Here is a 24,280-nt window from a genome sequence, read left to right on the forward strand (position 1 = left end):
TTTGCAGCAGATTGCCAACTGATTATACATGGAGCACGTCAGTTAGCCGATCTAGCCGAGCAGGCATTTCTAGGAAAAGAATTGCCCCCGGAGGCTTTAGAGGCAGAGATCACTGCACTTTTGAGCCAGCCGGGTGGAGAGCGCATTGATACTATTGGTTTAGGCTGTACCCATTACACGTTCTTGCTGCCGGCATTAACATCATACGCACCGCCTGAGATGATATGGCTGGACCCAGCGCCTGCTGTAGCGCGCCATGCCTTAACGATTTTAGAAACAGCTCCCCAGCAAGAACGCATCAAATGCCCCGCAGCAACTTTATATTTGACAGCGCCCCCACACGGTGGAGACGATTTCCGTCATGCCATAAAAGGATTGCAGTTTGAGGCGTGGGATCTGTTTATAGACCCCCTGTCACTCTGACCTAGTCCGTAACAAAGTCTAACGCGCGGTAACCTTGAGCAAACAGATGGGCCCGTAGTGATGCAAAGTTAACCTGCGCATCTGTTACTTTGCGTACATTAGGCTTCGCGTGAAAAGCGAGGCCAAGCCCAGCTTCCGTCAACATCGGAATATCATTTGCGCCGTCACCTGTTGTAATACACGCTTTAAGCTGTACGCCACGCTCAGCCGCAAGACGGTGCAAGTGATCAAGCTTAGCGTCCGGCCCCAGAATCGGCCCAGCAAGACGGCCTGTTAATACATCACCTTCAAGGCCAAGAGCGTTTCCATAATGCTCATCAAAGCCGCATAGAGCCGCCACGCGCTGTGTGAACCATGTAAAGCCACCAGAGACGAGGGCCGTCCGTGCACGATGGGCGCGCATCGTCATGACCAACTCGCGCGCACCTTCCGTCAAATGAGTCGCGCTCCATACCTCTTCAAGCACGCTGGCTGGGTGGTTTTCTAAGAGGGCAACGCGCTGCTCAAGGGCTGTATCAAAATCCAACTCCCCATTCATAGAGGCACGGGTGATGGCGGCAACATCCTCTCCAACGCCAAGAATATTCGCCATTTCATCAAGCGTTTCGCTCGTGACGATGGTGCTGTCCATGTCGGCCACGAGAACGGCTTTGCGGCGGCCGCGTGTTTTGATGAGGAGAGCGTCGGTTTTGTATGGCGCGAGTGTTGCGCGAATGGTGGCGGCATTTGCAACGGTTGGAGGGCAGGGAATATCAACAGCCTCTCCCGGTGATAGGGTAATGGGCTTTTCGCCGCGTACGAGAGTGCGCGCAATGTCGATGGCCTCTGGGGCAAGCGGACCATTGCGGCGGTCTGCAACGAGGGTCAAGACATAGGGGAGAGACATGATTAAGCCTTTAGCGGTTGAACACTCTCGCCTGTGGGGCGGTGCATGTGGCAGGAAGAGGGTATGAACGCCTCAAGAATTGCAATTATTGTGGCCGGGCCAACCTGTTCCGGCAAGTCAGCTCTCGCAATGGATATTGCACGGCACCAGAATGGCGTCGTGATTAATGCGGATTCGATGCAAGTCTATCGAGATCTGCATATTCTCACCGCCCGCCCCTCGGTAGAGGATGAAGCACGCGTTCCGCACCGTTTATATGGTGTTTTAGATGCTGCGTCTCCCGGGAGTGTCGCATGGTGGCGTGAGCAGGCTTTAGCCGCCATGGAGGCATGCTGGGCAGAGGAGCATATGCCGATTTTGTGTGGCGGCACAGGGATGTACCTAAGAGCCCTTGTGGAGGGGTTAGTTGAAGTTCCTGATCCCGGGGAGAGTGCCCGGAATGAAGCACGGTATTTGGTTGAGGAGATCGGTCCAGCAGCTTTGCATGCCCGTTTGGCAGAGGTAGACCCCCATACGGCAGAAACCCTGCGCCCAAATGATGCACAGCGTATTGCGCGGGCTTGGGAAGTCTGGCGCGGGACAGGGCGCGGATTGGTCGCATGGCGTGCCGAGCCGGGTTTGCCGCCAGCACCGTGCCGTTTTGTGTCTGTACGGTTGGACCCACCTCGCCCGGAGCTGAGGGCCTCAATTAAAGTCCGTTTTGATCAGATGCTGGCGGCGGGGGGGCTTGATGAAGTGGCCGCATTAGTAGAGCGTGGGTTGGATACCGCTTTGCCAGCGATGCGCGCTCATGGTGTTCCAGAGTTATCGGCCGTTTTACGCCAAGAGCTTTCTTTGGCTGAAGCTGCTGAAGCGGCAGTGTTAGCGACAGGGCGTTACACGCGCCGACAGGCAACATGGTTTCGCCATCATGATCTGGGCCAAAAAGAAGATTCTATGGTTTTATTGCTCAGATACCCGCCAAATGAGCAAGATTCGGAAAAATATAAAGAAAAAATACAGAATTTTATATCAAATCGCGTTGACCTTCAGAGCATAGCATCCTAAACCCGGCACTCTAAACGCCATTGGGAGGATAGTGGTGACGGATCTTGCGGCGCCCAAAGCCGATGAACACACAAAAGAACTGAACACGGAAACGCTGAATGGCGCAGAAGTCCTTCTGCGCGTTCTCAGTGAACTCGGTGTGGAAGTCGTGTTCGGATACCCGGGTGGAGCAGTGCTGCCTATTTATGATGCACTGTTCAAGCAAGATCATATTCGTCATATCCTTGTGCGCCATGAGCAGGCCGCCGTGCACGCAGCAGAGGCTTATGCGCGCTCTACGGGGAAAACGGGCGTTGTGTTGGTGACGTCTGGTCCCGGTGCGACCAATGCGGTGACAGGCTTGGTTGACGCCCTGATGGATTCCATACCGCTCGTATGTTTGAGTGGTCAGGTCCCAACGAAGCTGATTGGCAATGATGCGTTCCAAGAAGCGGACACCACGGGCATTACACGCCCGGCAACGAAGCATAACTACTTGGTACGTACACCCGAAACACTCGCGCCGACGGTGCGGGAAGCCTTCGCGGTGGCACAGGGCGGTCGCCCCGGGCCTGTGTTAATTGATCTGCCAAAAGACATTACCGTTGGTAAAGCCCCACTGGCACCAGCAATGCCAACGCCTGCGATGAAGCGTTTGCAGAAAGTGGCAGCGCAAAATCGTCCAACACAGGATGCGATTGCCCGTACGCTTGAGGCGATGAAAACTGCGAAAAAACCGCTGTTTTATACGGGTGGTGGAATCATTAATTCGGGCCCACATGCGGCAGAATTGTTGCGTACCTTAGCACGGAAAACGGGTTTCCCTGTAACATCAACCTTGATGGGGCTGGGGGCTTTTCCGTCACCTGATCCGCAATTCTTGGGCATGCTGGGCATGCATGGTGCTGTAGAAGCCAATATGGCAACACATGGCTGTGATTTGTTGATCGCACTGGGTGTACGCTTTGATGACCGTGTGACGGGCCGCGTAGATGCGTTCTCACCAAACTCTTTCAAGGTTCATGCGGATATTGACCCGAGCCAGATTGATAAAATCATTCCGGTGGATATCCGTTTGGAAGGCGATGTTGGTGAAACATTGGAAGCCCTGCTGGCAGGCTGGGGTGAGACAGAAACTCCTGACCTGACGCCATGGTGGAACCAAATTGCGTCATGGCGCAGCGTGGACGGTTTTGGCTTTACGCAAGATATGGCGCCTGAAGCGGTGATCCGTCCGCAATATGCCATTCAGCGTTTGTACGAGTTGGTGAAGGAAAGCGGTCGTGACACATTTGTCTCCACGGAAGTGGGCCAGCATCAAATGTGGGCGGCACAGCATTTCCAGTTTGATAAGCCGAACCGCTGGCTGACATCTGGTGGCTTGGGTACGATGGGTTATGGTTTGCCTGCAGCCGTCGGTGCTCAGGTTGCTCACCCGGATGCTTTGGTCATTGATATTGCCGGGGAAGCATCCACTCTGATGAACATTCAGGAGTTAGGGACCATCGCGCAGTATCGTCTGCCGGTAAAAATCTTCATTCTGAATAATCGCTACATGGGTATGGTGCGTCAGTGGCAGGAACTGCTGCATGGGTCGCGCTATTCGCAATCCTATAGCGAAGCATTGCCTGATTTTGTGAAATTAGCTGAATCGTTTCATGGAACGGGTATGCGGGCCACGAATGTCGGTGAGCTGGACAAGGTGATCCGTGACATGCTGGCGCATGACGGCCCCGTGATTGCGGATATCTGCGTGGCCGAAGGGGAGAATTGTTATCCAATGATCCCATCGGGGGCGGCTCATAACCAGATGTTGCTCGGCCCAGATCAGGATTCTGCGGCCGCAGGTCTGACGGAAGAAGGGATGATGTTGGTCTAATGTCTGACACAGCTTCAACAGATATCATCCAGAATTCGGTTATTTCGGTTCTGATTGAGAATGAGAGTGGCGCTTTGGCCCGTGTGGTCGGCCTGTTTTCTGGTCGTGGCTATAATATCTCTAGCCTCACGGTCGCGCAGGTTGATGAACGTCAGGGGCTGTCTCGCATTACCGTACTGACCTCCGGTACGCCGATGGTCATTCAGCAGATCAAGGCGCAGTTGAAACGCCTTGTGCCGGTTCATGCCGTCTCGGATCTCACGGAAGAAGGCGCTTTTGTTGGGCGTGAACTTGCGTTGGTAAAGATCGTGTCTTCTGGAGAAGACCGGACTGAAGCCCTGCGCATTGCGGAATCGTTCCGTGCGCGGCGTGTGGATAGTACGGCGACGAGTTTCGTGTTTGAACTAACCGGTGCGCCGGAGAAGATCGACGCGTTTATTGAGTTAATGCGAAATCTCGGCTTGGCTGACATTTCGCGGACAGGGATTGCAGCTATTGCGCGCGGCCCTGAAGTTTTTGCACCTTTGGTATTTCACCCCAGCGAGGAGACTGTCTGATGCGGGTTTATTATGATCGTGATGCTGACCTGAACCTGATCAAGAGCAAGAAGGTCGCGATTATCGGTTATGGCAGCCAAGGCCATGCCCATGCGAACAACCTGCGCGATAGCGGCGTATCTGATCTCGTGATCGGCCTGCGTCCAACCTCTTCTGCTGTGAAGAAGGCTGAGGGCGCCGGCTTTAAGGTTATGGGACCGGCAGAAGCAGCAGCTTGGGCTGACGTTGTTATGGTTCTGACGCCGGATGAAGGCCAGGGTGCACTGTACAAGGACAGCTTGGAAGCCAACTTGAAGCAAGGCGCAGCACTGGCTTTTGCTCATGGTCTGTCTATCCATTTCCGCATCATCGAAGCACGCCCTGATCTGGACGTGTTCTTGATCGCGCCAAAGGGCCCAGGTCATACGGTGCGTTCTGAGTACCAGAAGGGTGGCGGTGTGCCGTCTCTGGTTGCTGTTGCGCAGAACGCTTCTGGTCAGGCTCTGGACATTGCTCTGTCCTACGCATCAGCTAATGGCGGTGGTCGTGCAGGCATCATCGAAACGTCGTTCAAGGAAGAAGTTGAAACCGATCTGTTCGGTGAGCAGGCTGTTCTGTGTGGTGGTGCGGTTGAGCTGATCCGTGCAGGCTTCGAAACGCTGGTTGAAGGTGGTTATGCACCAGAAATGGCGTATTTTGAGTGCTTGCATGAGCTGAAGCTGATCGTGGATCTGCTGTATGAAGGCGGTATTTCGAACATGAACTACTCCATCTCCAACACGGCGGAGTATGGTGAGTATGTAACGGGTCCACGCATCATCACGGCTGAAACAAAGGCTGAAATGAAGCGCGTTCTGACCGATATTCAAGATGGTACGTTCGTGCGTAACTTCATTCTTGAGAACCAGTCAGGCGGCGTTGGCTTTAAGGCTATCCGTGCCCGCAATGATGCGCACCAGATCGAAGAAACCGGCGCTAAGCTGCGCGCTATGATGCCTTGGATTTCCAAAGGCAAATTGGTCGATAAAGAGCGCAATTAAGACGAAGTATTACAATTCTGGGGTGGTTCGCTGACAGGTTTTTGACAATTCACGAATCATCTCAGAAAAACCTTGCATCCAGGTGGGGAGGCGCTGTATCCAGCCCTCACCTGGCCCAAGGGGGCGATGACGCCCAACAGGCCGTCTACTGGTTTGGGGGTACGTGATGAACGCACTTGCTCAACTGGGGATGGTATCGGAACACCCGAGAGATATCCAGAACAGCGAAGCTCACTCTGTTGAAGAGGAGCGCAAGGACTATTTTATCGAGCGTGACGGCGAACGTTTCGCAGGAAATCACATCTTGGTCGACTTCTGGGACGCGAGCAATCTCGACGATCCGAAGCGCATTGATGAGACTCTGTGTGAAGGTGCGATCGCCGCCGGTGCAACGATTTTGCACAGCCACTTCCATCACTTCACGCCGAATGGTGGTGTGTCGGGTGTTGTCGTTCTGGCCGAGAGTCACATTTCCATCCACACATGGCCAGAGCGTAATTTCGCGGCTGTGGATGTGTTCATGTGTGGTGATTGTGACCCGAATCTGACGATTCCTGTCATGCAGCGCTTGTTCCAAGCTGGCCGCGTTGAGGTTGACGCCGTACGCCGTGGCCGCGTGCAGGGACGTGCAAAAACGGCTTAAGGGCCGGGCGAAGACTATCGCCAATAGATAGCCGGGGTCTTTCATGGTCCCGGCTTTTTCTTATTAACGTCGCCTCAGAGCGCCTCGGATTATTCCGTAAGGAGACGATGATCATGGCCGAAAACTGGCTGAACGAAACTCTGTACCCTGACTGGGGTCAACGTTTCCTCGTGACCCGTGAACTGGCACGTGTGAAGTCTGACTTTCAGGACATTGTTGTTTTTGAAAGCAGCAGCCATGGCCGCGTTTTGGTTCTGGATGGTGTGATCCAGATCACTGAACGTGATGAATTTGTGTATCAGGAAATGCTCGCTCATGTGCCGTTGATGGCGCACCCATGTGCGAAACGCGTTCTGATCATTGGCGCGGGTGACGGTGGTGTTCTGCGACGCGTGTTGCAGCATGACACGGTTGAAAAAGCGGTCATGGTGGAAATTGATGGTGCAGTAATCGAACTGTCCAAAGAGCACCTGCCAAATATCGCTGGCGATGCATGGAATGACCCACGTGCAGATGTGATCGTCGGTGATGGAATCGATTATGTCGCAAAAGCGGCGGATGGCTCCTTTGATGCGATTATCGTTGATAGCACTGACCCGATTGGCGTTGGCGAAGTTCTTTTTACGGATGAGTTCTACAAGAACTGTGCCCGTATCCTGTCGGATGAAGGGATCATCGTGAACCAGTGTGGTGTTCCGTTTATGCAAGCTGATGAGTTGCATGACACCAGCGAACGTCGTGCAAAGTTCTTCCCGCATGTATCCGCGTATGTTGCGGCTGTACCGACCTATGTCGGTGGCTTCATGACCCTAGGTGTGGCTGCTAAGGGTCAATCCCCTAATACGCAGACCATTGAGCAAGTGCGGGCACGTGCGGAAGCGGCGAAAATTCTGGGTAAGACCCGTTATTGGACGCCAGAAATCCACGTTGGCGCGTTTAATTTGCCGCCTTATATTGCTGAGCATCTGCCTAAAAAGGGCTGATATTAAAATATCATCCTTCATAGTATTCAAGAGTTCTTATAAAAAAACTCTTGAATACCTACAATTTATAATTTCATAATAAAATATATCAAACAAATTATGTTTATAACAATCAATAAATACCACCGAGTTGTTTATATTTGTATAGAAAATTTTGATCATACAAATTTTCTAAATAATTCATCACATTAAACGAATAGCCTTAAGAAATAAAAATGTTACGGCCATGGCCGAAAAACATACTGCACCCGCTTCAACAGTTCCCCATGCACCTTGTGCAAGAAACATTCCCCCAGTGTTCATGCCAAAGAACCCTGTCACAAAAGTTGCGGGGAGCATCAATGTTGTACCGACAGAAACGATATACAGACGCCGGTTCGTTTCTTCAGCTTGGCTTGATCCTAGCTCATCTTGCAAAGAGCGCGCACGATCTTGCAGAGCAATAAGGTCATCCAAAGCCGCGTGAACTTGGCGTTCAGCCCGGTCACGCAGCGTATCTTCCGCCCATTCTGGCAGATCTAAATCTTCATCTCGTAAAACACGGTCAATCGGCGTTACGACGCGGCGTAGTTCCGTCGCACGACGGCGTACTTTACCAACAATACCACCCATGTGACCCAAATCAGCACGGTGCTCAATGGTGAGAAGAACATCTTCAGCACGGTCTAATTCATCATCTAGACGGCTAAGCTGCCGACGCACCGTACTGGTAAAGTCGCGCAAAGCACGGTCGATCATGCCTGTAGGGTTACGCGGAATTTGGTCTGCTTTCAAAGAACGGTAGGCTGCTCCAAGAACCGGAATGGGGTTACGCCGTGTCGTAATCAGCAAATCTGGGCTCGAAGCAAAGCGCCAAGCACAAATTTCACGATCTTCTTCTGACAAAGCATCGTCAAATGCAGGGAATGCTCCCCAGACAATGTCTTCATAAGCATCGAGCGTAATGCCATATTCTGTTTCAGCCAATGTCGTGCAGGCATCTTCGGGAAGGATCGGAAGATGGGCAATAAGTGAACGGGCTGAACTATGAACCGTATCAAAATGAAGCCAGTACCACCCTTCAGAGGATGGTTTGCGGTCTTCTTTAAGGAGGGCTTCCACCATATCAGAGGTGAGTGTGGAGACACCTTGCCCGGGAACCGCATGGATGGCCCATACCAGACCATTGGCAAAGGCCGGCGCGCCTTGATCTTGGTGTGCAGGATCAATCACCGTGAAGGGAAAGTTATAAGCTGGCTTTTCAGACACGGCATCCCCCCAGTGATCAAAGGAGTAAGCGCTGCATAGAGCGCTATGAAAACAAAGTCACGTTCATAAAGAACATTTGGTCGCTTGGTTCTGTCAGTTCATACAAAAACTGTAAAATGGTTTTATGCACGCTCTGCCCTACATCCATCATTTTATGGAGGATGTGAGGCTCAGTTTGAGAAGCAGCCCTTTGCGAATGGCGGGGTAATCTCTATACCTTTCCCCGTTATTCTCCCGCAGTAAGGGCATTACTCATGACCGTTCAGGACTATAAAGTTCGCGATATCACCCTCGCAGACTGGGGCCGTAAAGAAATTTCCATCGCCGAAGGCGAAATGCCGGGCCTGATGGCGCTCCGTGAAGAGTATGGCGATAGCCAACCTTTGAAAGGCGCGCGCATTGCAGGCTGTCTGCACATGACCATTCAAACGGCTGTTTTGATTGAAACGCTGGTCGCTTTGGGTGCAACAGTACGCTGGTCTTCATGCAACATCTTCTCCACGCAGGATCATGCGGCGGCAGCGATTGCGGCGGCCAACATTCCAGTATTCGCGTGGAAGGGGCTGTCCGAAGAAGAATTCTGGTGGTGCATTGAGCAAACCGTTCGCGGCCCAGATGGCTGGACGCCGAACATGATTCTGGACGATGGCGGTGACCTGACCGTTCTGATGCATGATAAGTATGCAGATCTTCTGGAAGACGTTCGTGGCCTGTCCGAAGAAACCACAACGGGCGTGCATCGTCTGTGGGAAATGGCGCGTAAGGGTACGTTGAAGGTTCCGGCCATTAACGTGAATGACAGCGTTACGAAGTCCAAGTTCGACAACTTATACGGCTGCCGTGAGAGCCTTGTTGACGCCATTCGCCGTGGTACGGACGTGATGATGGCCGGTAAGGTTGCTGTTGTTGCGGGTTACGGTGACGTGGGTAAGGGCTCTGCTGCGTCTTTGCGCAATGCGGGTTGCCGCGTTCTGGTCACGGAAGTTGACCCGATCTGCGCACTTCAAGCCGCTATGGAAGGCTATGAAGTTGTCACGATGGAAAATGCTGCACCGCGCGGTGATATTTTCGTGACCTGCACAGGCAACGTGGACCTGATCACAATCGAGCATATGCGCGCTATGCGTGACCGTGCGATCGTGTGTAACATCGGTCACTTTGACAGCGAAATTCAGGTTGAAGCGCTGCGCAACTACCGTTGGAACAACATCAAGCCGCAAGTTGATGAGATTGAACTGGCTGAAGGCCGCCGTATCATCCTTCTGTCCGAAGGCCGCTTGGTGAACCTTGGTAACGCAACGGGTCACCCATCTTTCGTGATGTCCGCATCCTTTACGAACCAAACGCTGGCTCAAATTGAGCTGTGGAACGCAAAGCCGGGCCAGTATGAGCGTAAGGTTTACACGCTGCCAAAGGCACTGGACGAGAAAGTTGCAGCTCTGCACCTGGCTAAGGTTGGCGCTGAGCTCTCCAAAATGTCCCAGAAGCAGGCTGACTATATCGGCGTGCCAGTGAGTGGTCCGTTCAAGCACGAAGAATATCGCTACTAATTGGAACAGTTACGACAAAAGCGCGTTTCGGATACGGACGCGCTTTTTGCGCTTCGTTGTTACTGTTTAGGAGTGTGACCCATGGGTCTTTTTAGCTCAATCATGTCCAAGATTTTCGGGCAAGCTGAAGCAGCAACGCCATCTGCGCCCGCAGATGCAGCACCTGCGGCTGCACCAGCGCCTGATGCACCAGCAGCTCCTGCATCCGTTGATGTGAATGCTGTGCTTGCTGACTTGGCTTCTAAGGCTGGTCAACAACTGAATTATCAGACATCAATCGTTGATCTTCTAAAGCTTTTGGGTCTGGACAGCTCTCTGGACGCACGTAAGCAACTGGCTGGTGAATTGCATTATTCTGGCAGCACAGATGACACGGCTACAATGAACGTTTGGCTCATTAAGCAAGTTTATGCTGAGCTAGCCAAGAATGGTGGTAAGGTTCCAGAAGGCTGGGCGCACTAATTTATTAGGGTCCCTTTCTGTAAGAGGGTTGGGCAATATCCCAGCCCTTTTTTGTGCCTTATGTATAATAAAAGTAACCGAAATCGCCTTATAATATCTTCACATAAAATTTTTTATCCGTCCCATCTAATGTATTAAGAGATATCTCTTTGTAATCTCCTAATTGTAAATTCCCAATATCCTCAAAAGTATTGATATTCTTTGACGTATATATGTTGTGTGTATCCATCAACCCAATGTTAGAGCGCGGGTTTATGGTGAGTGGTGCGATGATGCTCCCATGTTCTGATGTGATAGCACAGCGCTGAGGAAGCATAAGCAAAGAAAGGCCACGAAGAGCGGTGGCGGTGAAGGGGATCAACTTTTCCCATCCTTGTACAAATTCCGCCCTGATGGGCGCCTGCTCATGCTGTTCAGGTGCCGGTAAGCAGGTAAGATACCGTTGTCTGTGTGGAAAGAAGAGGGCGACGTACCCGTCTTCCGCATCAACCATGCTGCATGTCGGAAATGGTTTGGGCATAGAAGTATGTTTTATAAAGCGCACTTCTGCTGGCAGAGAACGCGGTGATGGCACTTTGGTTGTTAAGTGCGGCAATAAACCGGGGGTGAAAGGCATCAGCGAAAAGATGTCACGCATCGGGTCATGGCTAAGCAAATGACCGTGCCAATCCATGAAATACAGCGAAATATCGGCGTCAGAAATGTTCATGCAATACCCTGCTATTCTGCTGATGTTTTATAAAGTTTAAGGCATTTGGTCATAATGCCGGGGAGAGCGGCTGTTTTCAGCAGGCGAAACGTGCCGAATTCTGTATCAATCACTTGATTACGGTTTCGGGGAAGGGGAGTTCCGTAGACGGTCACTTTCAACGTGAAATGTGAGAAAATATGTGTCACTTCACCGTAGAGCGTCCAATTCGAGAGGGCAGGGGCGTGATGAAAAGCCTCTTCTGCGCTCCAAGATGTGGACCGCCACTCCGTACCGGGAAATTCATCCATCCCGCCTAAAAGCCCTTTAGTGGGGCGTTGTCGTAGTAAAAACTGCCCCTGATGGTCTGCAACGATAAAATGTACGCCATATCGGGTGGGGCGTGCTGTTTTCGGTGCGCGTTGGGGCAGGGTGGCCGCAATACCTTGAGCTTGGGCTTTGCAAGGCGTGCGCCATGGGCACGGTAGGCATGTCGGGCTGCGGGGCGTGCATATACTCGACCCTAAATCAAACAGCGCTTGCGCAAAATCTGATGGGCGTGTTTGGGCTATAGGGTCATCATTAAGGGTGGCAGCGTAGCGGTGCAGTTGTGGACGTGCCGCCGGAATAGGGTCCTCAACGGCAAAAAGACGTGCTGTAACACGCTCTACATTCCCATCGACCGGGACAACAGGCACACCAAAAGCAATAGCGGCGACGGCACGTGCTGTATAAGCTCCAATACCCGGCAGGGTTTGTAGTTCTTCGACTGTTTGCGGAAAGGCTCCACGCTCCGCAATTTTTTGTGCGCAAGCATGCAAATTACGTGCGCGCGCATAATAGCCTAGCCCCGCCCAGCGTTGGAGCACATCTTCTAATGGCGCAGATGCCAAAGCTTGAACCGTTGGATAATCGGTCAGAAAACGCTCAAAATACGGTATCACCGCTTGCACAGTGGTTTGCTGGAGCATGATTTCGCTCAGCCATACTGCATATGGTGAAGGGCGCTGTTTATCAGAGCCGCGCCATGGCAAGCTGCGACGATGCGTGTCATACCAGCGAAGGAGTTCAGTAGCGTTAAGAATCACGCTGTCTTATATGGAAGAGGATGGGACGCTGAACAAGCGCAAGAATGAGGCTTTTCCTTCAGAGAAAACACCTTTCAAACCAAAAACAACAACGTATGGCACAAAGCAGATTGGTGCGTTTGTAGCGAAGGCAACGCAGCCTGCGTTTAAGAAAAAATCACCTATTCTGATTCGTCTTGCGCTCAACTGGCCTGAGTTTGTTGGCCCTTACTTGGCTCAACAAACTGAACCCCGACGCTTATCTGCTGGAACTTTGACATTAGCCTGTGCCGGACCGGTGGCCATGGAGTTACAGCACCAGAGCACCCAGCTTTTAGAGCGGATTAATACAGCATGCGGATTGCGCGGCGTACACGCCATTGAGCGGTTAAAGTTAGTCCAAGATCATACGTTACGTCCCGTAACGCCGCGTGTGCAAAAACGCTTACCTGCTGTCTCTGTGGAGGGGGTAGAGAATGACGAATTACGCGCAGCGCTAGAGCGACTAGGCGGGCATATCAAACTCAAACGCACACGCCGATAAGAGACTACCTTACGCAACATCCAAGGCGGGAAGAGGCAAGTTCGCTCCCATTAATGAGCATGAAGCATGCTCGATATTGGCCAGTCGATACAGGCGTGCGGGACGCCCCGCACCGGCCATATCATACGTCTCCGTTTCGATGACCAAATTCTGATTTTGGATTAAGCGCCGGAAGTTTTGTTTATGCAGGTACTGTCCTGAAACAGCTTCAAGCGTTTCTTGCAAAAAGCGCAGCGTAAACTCTTCTGGAACAAGCCGGAACAAAGCAGGGGTATAACGACACTTCGCTCTCAAACGTCCAATCGCCGTCGCGAGAATACGGCGGTGATCCCCCTGCATTCCTTGCCCTGCCGAGAGAGGCTCATGGGCATGAGATGCTTCAGGCAAAAGACCTGCCTCCCACATCATTTCATAACGGTCTAAAGCGCGCTCTCCATCCCATTCATATCCATTAAGGCCAAAATGACGGGCCACACGCTCCCTGCGTGATAAGCAATCTCCGGCCCAGCCCTTCAAACGCTGCACAATTGTCTTCAGCAAAACATCTGCTGAAACGGAACGGCGATCTTCCCACGGGAAATACCGATACCACCCCCCCCAACCGACATGGGCCGCCGTCTCACGGGTCAAAGCCATATAGGATACGCGCAGTAAACGCATTTGATCGGCCGTAACTTCATCTCCAAACGTATAAAGCTGCTCTATATGGCCGAGCTTCACGCCTGTTTGACGCTCAACCCAGCTCCGCATTCCTGCCTGCAATGTACGATGTGTTGGCTCCAAGGGGCCAGAAGGAAGAGATGCTTTTGGGCAAACCGTTAAAACCTCAGGTTTTCCACCCTGTACACGCAACAATGCCGCCACAAGTTCAATCTGACATCCTGCCTGCATCATACCTCAACTCTCTGATCTTCTTATTCTTTTTAAACCGATACTGATTTAAACTCTATACTTTTTATGATGTTGTCTCTTTTTGTATTAAGTAATTTTAATTAATCCTTACTCACTAAAATAGTGTACATATATACATACCAACAATACTTATAAATCATCAAAAGTTTAGAAAAATTATCCGTTCCACTTCGCTGAAGGACATAAGATATATGCGTTACATTCTACGCATCTCTTCCAAGAAGAGAAAAATCCTCTCTCTTATGTCCATCACATATCTCTTTTTCTGTTCTTTATTTTTATATTGTTCTACCCCAACATACGCTCAAGACCGCCGCATAGTGACTGAGCCTTCGCTCCCCCACACTCTTTGCGGAACCTATACTCCCTCTTCCTCTGCCTCGCTCCAATCAGCACTGGATTCATGCCCTGAAGGCAGTGCCCTGCACCTCAGCGCTGGGCACTTTGAGAGTGGCCCACTGATCATGCCCTCTGGTGTCTTTCTATGGCTCGACCAAGGCGCCGTCTTAGCCGCGTCCACAAACCCGGCGCGGTATGATCAGGGCAAAAACCTCTGCGGCACCATTGATAGGCATGGGCATGGGTGCCGTCCCTTTATTCTCTTTAGCCAAACCTCTGGTGGTGGGATTTTTGGCCCGGGCGTTATTGACGGCAATGGAGGCCAACCCATGGCCGATACCGACGAAACATGGTGGCACTTAGCCCGGCGCGCGCAATACGAAGAAGGCAAGCAAAACATACCGCGTCTCATCGTTGTACAAGATGCACAAAACATTACCTTTGCTCATCTTACACTGCGGAATTCACCCAATTTCCACGTCACACTTGACCATGTCTCAGGGGCTACGTTCTGGGATGTCCGTATTGATACCCCAGAAGATGCCCGCAACACGGATGGGATCGACCCCGGCTCATCTGAAGATGTTACCATCACACATAGCTTCATCCGTACTGGTGATGATAACATTGCCATTAAAGCTGGGCGAAACGGCCCCAGCCGTTATATCTCTGTGCTCGACAATCATTTTTATGCTGGCCACGGCATGTCTATCGGTAGTGAAACCTTCAACGGCGTCAGCCACGTTCTTGTGCGGAATCTTACCTTAGATGGCACAACGGCCGGGCTAAGGATCAAAAGTGATAGCTCTCGCGGGGGGCTGGTTGATGATATTCAGTATGACCATATCTGCCTACGCAACAATAAATGGCCCATCATGCTTGATACGCATTATGACCCGCACGCCTTCGGCTTTGATACGCCCCGTTATCGGACAATCAGCTTCAAAGATGTTTATGGCGCAGGTGGTATTCTTCTTATGCACGGCATTGACGATTCAAACCCGATAGACGCCACGCTCTATAACGTAACCTTCTCCAGCTCCGCAGCATGGGATCTGCAATATGTTAACATCACCGAGAACAACGTTACCCCCGCCTTAAGAGAACCCAACGCACAGCCGCAAATGACCCAAAACCCTTGTGCAACTCAATGGGTCCCCTTCCCTGCGTCACCTCCTGAGAAATGAGTGCGTGGAATACGCGTTCATTCTCCCCATGCGCGCAACAAGCCCTCACGACTTTTGCGCACAACATCCACTAAATTATGATCATACACACTGTCAGGCACATCATTTGAGAATATCTCAACAGTACATGCCCCACGAAAACCGGCTTGATGCGTAGCGTGTAAGAGTTCTTTGAGGGGAATAGATCCCTCTCCCGGGATGAGCCGATCCATCCCAGAATAAGGCATGCGCCAGTCTGACACCTGTAAGACGAATATTTTATCGCCTGCTGCGATAATGGACTGGGCGCAATCATTTTGCTGCCAGATATTCCAATAATCTAAGCATAACCCAAAAGCTGGGTGCGCAACGCCCTCTATCATCTCCAGCGCCTGATCAATCGTCCAGATCGCAGTCTCAATGTTCACAGATGTTGGGTTTAATGGCTCGATGGCAATTTTTACACCAAGATCATAAGCAATTGGCGCAAGGCGACGTATATGCCTAACAGTTTCCTCAACCGTTTTCCGCATATTGCCATTCTGTGGTGCGCCCGTATTCATCACAAAGGACGCACCCTCTGCATATGGTGCTAAGCGGTGTAAACTCTGCTCAAAAGCCTTGACCCGCGCCTCAACATCCGTTGGTTCAGGAGCCATTTTACTGCCAAAAAATGTTCTGATTTTTGGTTGTATCGCACTGATGTTAAGACCTGATTGGCGCGCATGCTTCAATTGCTCCACCGCCCGATAAGAGTCCAATTTCGCTTCACAAATCTCAATCGCATCGACACCCAAAGACGCATAATTCTGCACGTCTTCTTCGAAGGACCAAGGCTGCGTTGTGAATTCGTTCATACCGAATTGAAATGGAAAAGTGCTCATTTCTTTAAGAACCCAATGACCGTTTCATTGAACTTTTCTGTCTCATCAATAAAAATCATATGAGAGCTTTCCGTAAAACGAACCTCTTCACAATTCGGCATATTCTCCGCCACCCATGTCGGACCAGCAGGCACAAGAACCTGATCTTTTTCCGCAACCATCATCATACTCGGCAACGTCACATGCGGCAGTAAATCCCGCCAATCATGCACCGTATGATCTGCCATCATCGCTGCCCGCGCATAATCTGGACTAAGGGCCATCTCTGCTAAGAGCATGGTCTTTTCATCGTCTAACAGCGTGCTCGCACAACAGGCTTCCAAATTGCCTATATCAAACATTTTTGGATCGAATGTTAATTTTTGAATGGTTTCCGCCAACCCTGCTTGATCATAACAGGCCGCATGACCATGCTTCCATTCCGATGAAAAATACTGGCGCGGCGTCTGCTGAACAAAAATCGCACTGCGTAGACGCTCTGTGCCGAATAACTCAAGGTACGACCATATAATTGGGCAACCAATGGACCAACCCAAAACCGTCGCGTCCTCAATGTTGAGTGCCGCCAAAACATCGCGCAAATCAGCAGCTAAGCGCGGAATACGGTATCCATGGTCTGGTTTATCGGATTTTCCATGCCCTCTTAAATCAACCGCGATCACCTGAGCATGTTTGGCGATTTCTGGAATGTTTCGGTGAAAGAAACGCCCCGAGAACGTCCACCCATGCAACATAACCAGTGGGCGCCCTGAGCCAAAAATCTCATAATAAATATGCGTATTATCATTCGTCTTGATGTAGGGCACTGCGCGTAATCCTTCATAATCAATGACGGAAACGAAAGCGCTTAAACACGCGCTAGGTTGCGTGCCCAATAATCAAACTTATGGGCTGCTTCATCATATCAAGCAGCCCATAAGCGCCTTCTGTCAGGACAGAAGTTCTTCACCAATATAATGGCCTTTACGGCGGCCCGGACACGCGAACAAACCACTGCCAATATGGGTTGTGAATTGGTTCATCATATCGAACTTAGCCATACGTTCAAAAATTTTTGAGAAACCAGTCCGTGGGTCTTGTTGGTAGGACAAAAACAACAAACCAGAATCAAACTCATTGGCCTGACGCCAAGGTGGCCACCGTTCAGCGATGACACTCAAGCCATTCTCATAAGAATACGCCCGACGCAGCATCTGTGCGCCACCGTTCTCTTCTGGTGCCGCCAAACGAGCATGTGAGTTTTGCGCCGTGATAGGGTTTCCATCATGATCCATTTGTTTGAGCGTCAACGGCTCAAACTCATGCTTCCCACCCATTGGTGCGCCACTGATTTTTTGCCGCCCCATTGTCTGCTCTTGGAACGGAACATTCATCCGGTCCCAATGCTCTAGCGCAATACGGATGATACGCGCCACCAGGTAGCTGCCACCTGCCATCCACGCCTCATCATGCGGGCCTGCCCAAATATACTGATCCTTAACCTTAGAATCCGTCATATTCGGGTTGATGGTACCATCCTTGAACCCCATAAGATTCCGGGCCGTTTTGCCTTTACCAAAGGACGGCAAAAACCCAGACTGCGCCCAGCGAGGTTCCGCAATATCATAAGCAAGGCGTGCGATTTGTCGGGCCGCATGAAACGCCGATTGCGGGTCATCAGCACAGCACTGAACGGACAAGTCCCCGCCAGTTTTTGCCGCAATCAACTGATCCCCCGTAAAGCGCGGCAGATCCGCCAAAGGCGCCGGACGGCGTGAGGCCAGACCGTAACGGTCTTTCCCATCCTTCACAAAAACACCCGGCCCAAATCCAAAAGTGATCGTCAGATCTTTCTGAGACAAGCCCAGAGTATCTTCAGAATCTACCATTCCTGGGATTGGACGTCCTGCCATGAGCGCATCTGCGGCTTCTGTCCAGCGCTTCATAAGCGCCGCAACATCGGCTTTTTTCTCAGCAACCAAATCAAACGTAATAAAATACACAAATGGCTGCTGCGGCGTGTCAATTCCTGGCTGATGCAGCACAGGAGCGCTCTGCAACTCCCCAGCCTCACCACGCACAATAGGGACCGCTACAAGAGCCGCCCCTAACGTCGTTTCCAAGAAAAAACGCCTCGATAGTATTGGTTTCATAATCGAGACTTCTTCTCCTTAAGGGGTACTGATGTTCAACGTATTCATGTCGTCTTCGACATAATAGAAGCTTTTCCCATCGGGGGTCATAGCCAACCCGAAGAGATCTCCATTACCCGGCGGCTGTTGTGCTTGATCATTATCAATCCACTGCGCATAAACTTGCTTTTTTGTGGCCGGATCAATTTCAACAACCTGACCATTACGCCCATTAGACACCAGCAAATGATGCCCCGGAACCCACATCATCGCCAATGGCCAGTTGAGCAATCCACCACGAGAAATAATACGCCCAACAGCATCCCCACTACGGGTCACTGCGTCTGTACGTGTCAGAGCATTATCAATGGCCGTGACTTCTTCGTCATAACCATCCGTGACGTATAATGTGCCATCCGTATCCAACGCCAAGCCGGTTGGGCCAAACAAAAAGTTGTCACGGTCAGCACGCGCAGAGAACCCACTTGCAACAACGGTTTGCTTATCCAAAATGGGAGGCTGACCTTGCGGAATACGCAGATCAAGGCGCAGAACCGTCGCTTTATGAATAATCGGCGGATAATGCGTTACGGGGTCTTTATAGTACGGACCCGGCAAATCATAACCAGACATTGAAATAAACAGTGTTGCGCTATCCCCGCGATCTAAAGCGGCAATATCACCCCAAGGGGCATTAATCAGCGGCCCCTTCCACGCGGTAACGTATTTTCCCTTTGTATCGAGAACAATCAAACAGCCATCACCCTTCGTCAGAGTGGAGCCATCTTTACTCGGTGCGCTACCAACAATCACCCAGCCGCTTTTCAAAACGGTAAGAGCGGTCGTCAAACCAACACCACCGGGACATGCTGGCAAATTAGCCGGCAAACTCGCAAATTCCGAGATATTTCCCGTTTCTGGATGGTAGGCTACAATCGTTGTGCCTGTGCCCTGCAAGTTCGTGATGTTGTTGAAGTTCGTCACCAACACATCATTTTTATGCAGCACACCACTATCCTGCGGCATCACAAAAATAGCGTAGGGATTTAGGTCACCATTCCCGGGGCTGGTTGATGCCAGCGTTGCATGCCGGTGAATACTTTCCAAAAACCCGCGCGGCTCTGCCTGTGCCGTTCCCAGAAAAGAGGAGCAAGCGAAACCAACAGCCGCTAACGTTTTAAACGATAAAAAACGCATCATAAAATCCTTACAGAGCAATGTTCGTGCGGAGACCAAAAATAGCCGCATCATGCACACGGCGGTTCGGGTTATTCACGTTCGGCACACCACCAGAAGGATTAAAGATATACTGGAAGTCTGGTTGTATCTGTAACCAACCCGTATATTGGAATTGATACGTCGCTTCTACGTAGGTCTCACCTGTTTGTGCAGGAGAGTATATCCCTTGATAATACGCTACAGCTTTATCATTCTTAGCTAAAGCGTGACTGACATGCGTATAACCCATGCCAATGCCGAATGTATCATCCGTACGGTACGGCAGTGGGTCCTTAAACGTAAAACCAAAGTTCATGCTGAAATCAACAGGAACACGTGAGGATTGCGGCGTTCCCATCACACGACCAAACACGTTGAACGTACGGTTCGGATCAAAATGACTGCGCCACAGCATTTGATCCATGACAGCATAGAGCGAAAACGCACCACGATGCGCTAAAGCATTACCGTTACTATTCGGTGACGCCAGAGGCGTGTATGTATTGTCCAAATACTGATCTGCAAATGGCTCCGAGTTATACCACCCACCTAAACGATAGACATGAGACAGTGGCTCTACCTCATCAGGGGAGACCATCGCACCGAGGGCTGGATAGACATATTGCAACTCTGCAATAGCCATAACACCCTTATTCAATGGGAAACTCGTGCCGGATGCGTTCGTCTGCTGTGGATCACCATCCAGATTACGCGTTGGGCTGCCACTATATACGCCACCAATCAAATAAAGAGGTGTAGCCAGCCAGTAACGTCCACGCACACCAAGAGCAGAAAGCGGATAAGCTGGGCCACCACCTGGCAAATCAGCCGATGGCAGCATAGGCCAGCCAAACATTGTGTTGGCAAAAACGAGCGCATTGCTGCTGACCATATATTCTTGATCAAGGCTCTGCTGACCAATTTTAATGTCGAGCTTTTGTTGGTCTAAGAACTTTTGGTCGAACCACAATTCCCACAAACGGGTTGAACGATCTGCTTCGATACCACTCACCGTTTGCAAAACTTGCAGATTATCAGCACTCAAACTCCGCCCGTGAATTTGTTCCATACTGACGTTGAACGTGCCACCGTACCAACCAAAAGCACGCTGCGTATTCACCTGCAAAGCCGCTTGAAACAAGCCATTATAATCAGCACCGCGACGGCTACCACCGCTCACATTGCCGAAAACTTCTGACGTTTCCTGCATAGCCAAAACAGCACCATATTTCCCAAGCTCAGGGCGTAAACCCCACATATCGCCTAAGAAATTGGCTGTACGACGCCAATTAGACAAAAACCCAAAAACACCATTGGAAGATTCATCAGCAGCTTCAGCAGCATTTCCAATGTTCATGCGCGGCGGTACGGCACGTGCTGTCTGTCCAGCGAACATAACTAAAGCCGTACCCGCTAAAAGCATCCGTCCAACGTGAGAAACATATCTCACCGGGGCACGCCTCTTTAAAATTGAATATGTCATGATCTCTCAATCTGTGAAAATGAGAATAACTCGCATATGTTTCATACATAAAATTTTCGTGCATTCCAGAAATATTTTGTTGTGAATTTGTTGCTTATTGAAAATAATTCACAACAAAAATACAAAAAAACCCGCATACAAGCTGCATGCGGGCGAAAATGTCACAGTGTCTAAAAAAAGCTAATTACGCTCTATAACAAAAAACTCTTAGCCAGCTGCTCGTGTCGTTACACCTAAACGATACCCTTCAGCCTTCAATGCTTTGATCGCAGCCTCAGAATATTTCGCCGTCAGACCACTCACTGAGCCAGCAGCACACCAGAACTCCAACGTCACAGCAATATTCCCCGGCTTTGCTTGGAAAGACACACCGGCAGACGCTGGATCCAAAATCTGGTCATCCCCCTGCAACAACCCTTCCAAAATAGAACGGGCCTTATCCGTATCATCCGTATAATCAATCATCACAGAGACTGCTGCCAAACGGCGTTCACCCTGCGTATTATTGATCACGATATTGTTCGATAGCGTACCATTTGGCACATAAATGACGGCATTGCTGGAATCACGCAGGACTGTACGGAACATCTCAATAGAGATCACCTTACCCGTACTTCCACCAGCTGTAATGGAATCACCAATTTTAAAAGGCCGGAACAGCAGGATCAAAACACCGCCGGCAAAATTCGCCAAGCTACCCTGCAAAGCCATACCAACAGCCAAGCCGGCTGCACCCAACACAGCAACGAATGACGTCGTGGCGATACCAACCATTGATGCAACGCTGATCAAAAGCAGCGCCTTTAACAGCATCCCAACAACGCTATTCAAAAACCCACGTAACGTTGGCTCAAGGTGACTTGCCGCCATCATCCGATCCATGGTCCGCGTGACCATGTTGATAATCTTCCAACCAATCAACAAGACAACAAGAGCGAGAGCCACTTTACTGAGATAGCTTACGATAACAGGGATCCATTCGTGGAATTGATCCCACAATGAAGCAACATGATTTCCCATAAACTTTCCTCATATTCTATGACAGACGGCAAATACGTATCTGCTGAAAACGCATCTACGCTTGGCTTAACCAGCTCTCCGCACCTTTTTTCACAAAGGCCGCCATACTCGTTCATGGAGTAGAAAGTTTTAAGAAGCAAAATGTTGCATTCAAACGTTACTCTAACGCGTAAACGGTATATATTTTACTGCTTTGAGGATTTATCCTCATAGTCATAAAGTCATTTTACAGACTATTATGATGGTGTCCCGTACGGGATTCGAACCCGTGTTGCCGCCGTGAAAGGGCGGTGTCCTAGGCCTCTAGACGAACGGGACTGGAGGCGTGAGTGGGTGTATAAGGGGATCACCTGACCCCGTCAAGCACTATTTTAAACTTTTTCCGCATCAACGATAAAAAAGGTGACACTTTCCCGCCCTTGCCAGTTTTCCGGCCGTAATTGACCCGCCACATGCAGCGACGGCATGCTCCGATCCTCCAACACAGACGCAAAATCTGCATCACCAGCACGAAACACCAGCCCCTTAAGGGTCACGTGACCATCTTCCCCACGCAAAAGCACACGCATTGTGTTCCCATCTCGGCCAATACGGTCTGCTTTCACGCATCTCACATTTTGCACCACCAAAACGGGTTCTTCATTTCCTGGACCAAAAGGGGAAAGGCGGGATAATTGCTTCGCGACATCCAAAGAGGCCCCGTGCACGGTCAAAACCCCGTCAATCCGCAGCGCCTCCCTCGGCGGTAACAAACGAGCATCCGCTAATGCTTCATCCAAAAGAGCATGAAAAGCGGCCACATTCTCCTCAACGACCGAGAACCCAGCCGCCATCGCATGACCACCCCCCGTCAGGAGCACCCCAGCTTGTCGTGCAGAAATAATCGCCGCCCCAAGGTCTAGCCCCGGCACCGAACGGGCTGACCCTTTAATCACGCCATCCGCTAAAGCTCCCACCAAAGCGGGCCTATTAAACTTCTCTTTCAAACGCCCGGCGACAATGCCCACAACTCCAGGATGCCAACCGCCTTGGTGTAGAAAAATAACCGCATGCCCCGCTTGAACCTGGTGCGCGGCATGCTCCATGGCATATTCAAGGATATCCCCCTCAACCGTTTGCCTCTGACGGTTGACCTGATCCAGTTCCTCAGCCAATTGCCGCGCGACTTCCGCATCTTCTGATAAAAGAAGGTTCAGCCCCAAATCAGCCTTAGCAATACGCCCACCCGCATTAATCCGTGGGCCCAGCGCAAAACCACAGGACATAGCACTCGCATCTTCTCGCACCCCCGCGACTGAAGACAGAGTTGTCAAACCTAACCGCTCTCCTCGGGCCATAACCTTTAGGCCCTGCTGCACAAAAGCACGGTTCAGGCCGACGAGTGGCATCACATCACAAATCGTCGCCAATGCTGTAAGGTCTAATGCTTGGATCAAGCTTGGCTCTTGATGGTTTTGAAACCACCCTGAACGCCGTAAAACACGAGACACAGCCGTCATGGTCATAAACGTAACGGCTGCTGCACAGATGGACCCTAATCCTGAATCACAGTCCAAACGGTTTGGGTTCACCACAATACATTTCGGCAGCACTGCGCCATCAGGCTTATGATGATCCAGAACAATCACATCCGCCTTCTGTGCCAACTCATCCAAAACATGAACCGCAGCCGTGCCACAATCAATGCACACAAGAAGACGAGCCCCTTGCTCAATCATCTTATCTAATGCGGGCACATTCGGCCCATACCCTTCGGTAATACGATCCGGGATATGCGTCTGCACCACACAGCCTAACTGGCGCAGGAAATCAGCCATAAGAGCCGTGCCACAGGCACCATCAACGTCATAATCACCAAACAGCCCGACAGGTTCTTGCTGACGCACCGCATCCGCCAAGCGCTCTGCCGCACGGTCCATATCTTTCATACAAGAAGGATCTGGCATTAACGCGCGCAAACGTGGCGTTAAAAAGCTTTCAGCCGTCTCTACGCTAATCCCGCGCGCAGATAAAATACGCGCCAATAACTCCGGTATTCCAAGGCGCTGTGCCATCCCGAGAGCCGCACGGTGTTCCACGTTCCCCAAAGACGCGTCACGCCATATCCATTGCCGCCCTCCTGCGCTGTATTCAACGCCGAGAACGCAATTTGGTGTCTCTGTCATGCTTTAC

General features: G+C 50.9%; 22 protein-coding genes, 1 tRNA gene and 1 pseudogene. 11 read left to right on the plus strand and 13 right to left on the minus strand.

The window, feature by feature from the left end; translation table 11 throughout:
* Window positions 1–423: pseudogene (locus tag NTH01S_RS11875) on the plus strand (glutamate racemase); the annotation flags it as partial.
* A gap of 1 nt (window position 424) precedes the next feature.
* Here the strand turns inward: NTH01S_RS11875 and serB are convergent.
* Entirely contained in the window at window positions 425–1,309 is an 885-nt protein-coding gene (gene serB / locus NTH01S_RS06655; RefSeq protein WP_068171391.1) for a phosphoserine phosphatase SerB, read from the minus strand.
* A gap of 63 nt (window positions 1,310–1,372) precedes the next feature.
* On the opposite strand from serB, the gene miaA reads away from it, so the two are divergent.
* From miaA to speE, 6 genes are all read left to right on the plus strand, one after another.
* Window positions 1,373–2,356: a tRNA (adenosine(37)-N6)-dimethylallyltransferase MiaA gene (miaA, locus tag NTH01S_RS06660; protein ID WP_068171585.1), complete on the plus strand. Its 984-nt coding sequence runs from the start codon at window positions 1,373–1,375 to the stop codon at window positions 2,354–2,356.
* A gap of 34 nt (window positions 2,357–2,390) precedes the next feature.
* Window positions 2,391–4,214: a biosynthetic-type acetolactate synthase large subunit gene (gene ilvB, locus NTH01S_RS06665; protein WP_068171588.1), complete on the plus strand. Its 1,824-nt coding sequence runs from the start codon at window positions 2,391–2,393 to the stop codon at window positions 4,212–4,214.
* Window positions 4,214–4,771, plus strand: a complete 558-nt coding sequence (gene ilvN / locus NTH01S_RS06670; protein ID WP_068171394.1) for an acetolactate synthase small subunit — start codon at window positions 4,214–4,216, stop codon at window positions 4,769–4,771. The genes ilvB and ilvN overlap by 1 nt, the downstream gene beginning before the upstream one ends.
* Window positions 4,771–5,790: a ketol-acid reductoisomerase gene (gene ilvC, locus NTH01S_RS06675; protein WP_068171397.1), complete on the plus strand. Its 1,020-nt coding sequence runs from the start codon at window positions 4,771–4,773 to the stop codon at window positions 5,788–5,790. The genes ilvN and ilvC overlap by 1 nt, the downstream gene beginning before the upstream one ends.
* A gap of 166 nt (window positions 5,791–5,956) precedes the next feature.
* Window positions 5,957–6,433 (plus strand): adenosylmethionine decarboxylase, encoded by a 477-nt coding sequence (gene speD, locus NTH01S_RS06680; RefSeq protein WP_068171399.1) that lies wholly within the window; start codon window positions 5,957–5,959, stop codon window positions 6,431–6,433.
* Window positions 6,434–6,546: 113 nt separating this feature from the next.
* Entirely contained in the window at window positions 6,547–7,416 is an 870-nt protein-coding gene (speE, locus tag NTH01S_RS06685; RefSeq protein ID WP_068171591.1) for a polyamine aminopropyltransferase, read from the plus strand.
* 183 nt (window positions 7,417–7,599) lie between these two features.
* Here speE and NTH01S_RS06690 read toward each other — a convergent pair whose 3' ends face one another.
* Complete coding sequence (locus tag NTH01S_RS06690) at window positions 7,600–8,664, minus strand: transporter (RefSeq protein ID WP_068171402.1); 1,065 nt, start codon at window positions 8,662–8,664, stop codon at window positions 7,600–7,602.
* A 254-nt stretch (window positions 8,665–8,918) separates the two neighbouring features.
* Here NTH01S_RS06690 and ahcY point away from each other — a divergent pair, with 254 nt between their 5' ends.
* Together ahcY and NTH01S_RS06700 are read left to right on the plus strand one after the other, a co-directional pair.
* Complete coding sequence (gene ahcY, locus NTH01S_RS06695; RefSeq protein WP_068171405.1) at window positions 8,919–10,214, plus strand: adenosylhomocysteinase; 1,296 nt, start codon at window positions 8,919–8,921, stop codon at window positions 10,212–10,214.
* An 81-nt stretch (window positions 10,215–10,295) separates the two neighbouring features.
* Window positions 10,296–10,676, plus strand: a complete 381-nt coding sequence (locus NTH01S_RS06700) for a DUF3597 domain-containing protein (protein ID WP_068171409.1) — start codon at window positions 10,296–10,298, stop codon at window positions 10,674–10,676.
* A gap of 88 nt (window positions 10,677–10,764) precedes the next feature.
* On the opposite strand, the gene NTH01S_RS06705 is transcribed toward NTH01S_RS06700, so the two are convergent.
* Both NTH01S_RS06705 and mutY read right to left on the minus strand, forming a co-directional pair.
* Window positions 10,765–11,385 carry a hypothetical protein gene (locus NTH01S_RS06705; protein ID WP_068171412.1) on the minus strand — a complete coding sequence of 207 codons (621 nt, stop codon included), beginning with the start codon at window positions 11,383–11,385 and terminating at the stop codon, window positions 10,765–10,767.
* Between the two features lie 11 nt (window positions 11,386–11,396).
* Window positions 11,397–12,452, minus strand: a complete 1,056-nt coding sequence (gene mutY, locus NTH01S_RS06710; RefSeq protein ID WP_068171414.1) for an A/G-specific adenine glycosylase — start codon at window positions 12,450–12,452, stop codon at window positions 11,397–11,399.
* A 10-nt stretch (window positions 12,453–12,462) separates the two neighbouring features.
* Here mutY and NTH01S_RS06715 point away from each other — a divergent pair, with 10 nt between their 5' ends.
* Window positions 12,463–12,975 carry a DUF721 domain-containing protein gene (locus NTH01S_RS06715; RefSeq protein ID WP_068171417.1) on the plus strand — a complete coding sequence of 171 codons (513 nt, stop codon included), beginning with the start codon at window positions 12,463–12,465 and terminating at the stop codon, window positions 12,973–12,975.
* Window positions 12,976–12,984: 9 nt separating this feature from the next.
* On the opposite strand, the gene NTH01S_RS06720 is transcribed toward NTH01S_RS06715, so the two are convergent.
* Window positions 12,985–13,869: an NUDIX hydrolase gene (locus tag NTH01S_RS06720; protein ID WP_068171420.1), complete on the minus strand. Its 885-nt coding sequence runs from the start codon at window positions 13,867–13,869 to the stop codon at window positions 12,985–12,987.
* Between the two features lie 338 nt (window positions 13,870–14,207).
* On the opposite strand from NTH01S_RS06720, the gene NTH01S_RS06725 reads away from it, so the two are divergent.
* A complete protein-coding gene (locus NTH01S_RS06725) occupies window positions 14,208–15,413 on the plus strand; it encodes a glycoside hydrolase family 28 protein (RefSeq protein ID WP_169802055.1) in 1,206 nt (401 codons plus the stop codon).
* Between the two features lie 17 nt (window positions 15,414–15,430).
* Here the strand turns inward: NTH01S_RS06725 and NTH01S_RS06730 are convergent, their stop codons facing one another.
* The 8 genes from NTH01S_RS06730 to recJ all read right to left on the minus strand — a co-directional run bounded on the left by NTH01S_RS06730 (window position 15,431) and on the right by recJ (window position 24,273).
* Window positions 15,431–16,276 (minus strand): sugar phosphate isomerase/epimerase family protein, encoded by an 846-nt coding sequence (locus tag NTH01S_RS06730; protein ID WP_068171425.1) that lies wholly within the window; start codon window positions 16,274–16,276, stop codon window positions 15,431–15,433.
* Entirely contained in the window at window positions 16,273–17,082 is an 810-nt protein-coding gene (locus NTH01S_RS06735; RefSeq protein ID WP_068171594.1) for an alpha/beta fold hydrolase, read from the minus strand. Before NTH01S_RS06735 ends, NTH01S_RS06730 begins: the two co-directional genes overlap by 4 nt.
* 123 nt (window positions 17,083–17,205) lie before the next feature.
* The gene (locus NTH01S_RS06740; protein ID WP_245642245.1) at window positions 17,206–18,378 is read right to left on the minus strand and encodes a Dyp-type peroxidase; all 1,173 of its coding nucleotides are present in this window, start codon (window positions 18,376–18,378) and stop codon (window positions 17,206–17,208) included.
* A 48-nt stretch (window positions 18,379–18,426) separates the two neighbouring features.
* Entirely contained in the window at window positions 18,427–19,587 is a 1,161-nt protein-coding gene (locus tag NTH01S_RS06745) for a YncE family protein (RefSeq protein ID WP_068171430.1), read from the minus strand.
* Window positions 19,588–19,594: 7 nt separating this feature from the next.
* Complete coding sequence (locus NTH01S_RS06750; protein WP_245642247.1) at window positions 19,595–21,001, minus strand: carbohydrate porin; 1,407 nt, start codon at window positions 20,999–21,001, stop codon at window positions 19,595–19,597.
* A 294-nt stretch (window positions 21,002–21,295) separates the two neighbouring features.
* Window positions 21,296–22,108: a mechanosensitive ion channel family protein gene (locus NTH01S_RS06755; RefSeq protein WP_068171438.1), complete on the minus strand. Its 813-nt coding sequence runs from the start codon at window positions 22,106–22,108 to the stop codon at window positions 21,296–21,298.
* Between the two features lie 242 nt (window positions 22,109–22,350).
* Window positions 22,351–22,426, minus strand: a tRNA-Glu gene (locus NTH01S_RS06760).
* Between the two features lie 53 nt (window positions 22,427–22,479).
* Window positions 22,480–24,273, minus strand: a complete 1,794-nt coding sequence (gene recJ, locus NTH01S_RS06765; protein WP_068171441.1) for a single-stranded-DNA-specific exonuclease RecJ — start codon at window positions 24,271–24,273, stop codon at window positions 22,480–22,482.
* Window positions 24,274–24,280 lie beyond the last annotated feature (7 nt).

The organism is Neokomagataea thailandica NBRC 106555 (assembly GCF_001598495.1).
Classification (GTDB): domain Bacteria; phylum Pseudomonadota; class Alphaproteobacteria; order Acetobacterales; family Acetobacteraceae; genus Gluconobacter; species Gluconobacter thailandicus_A.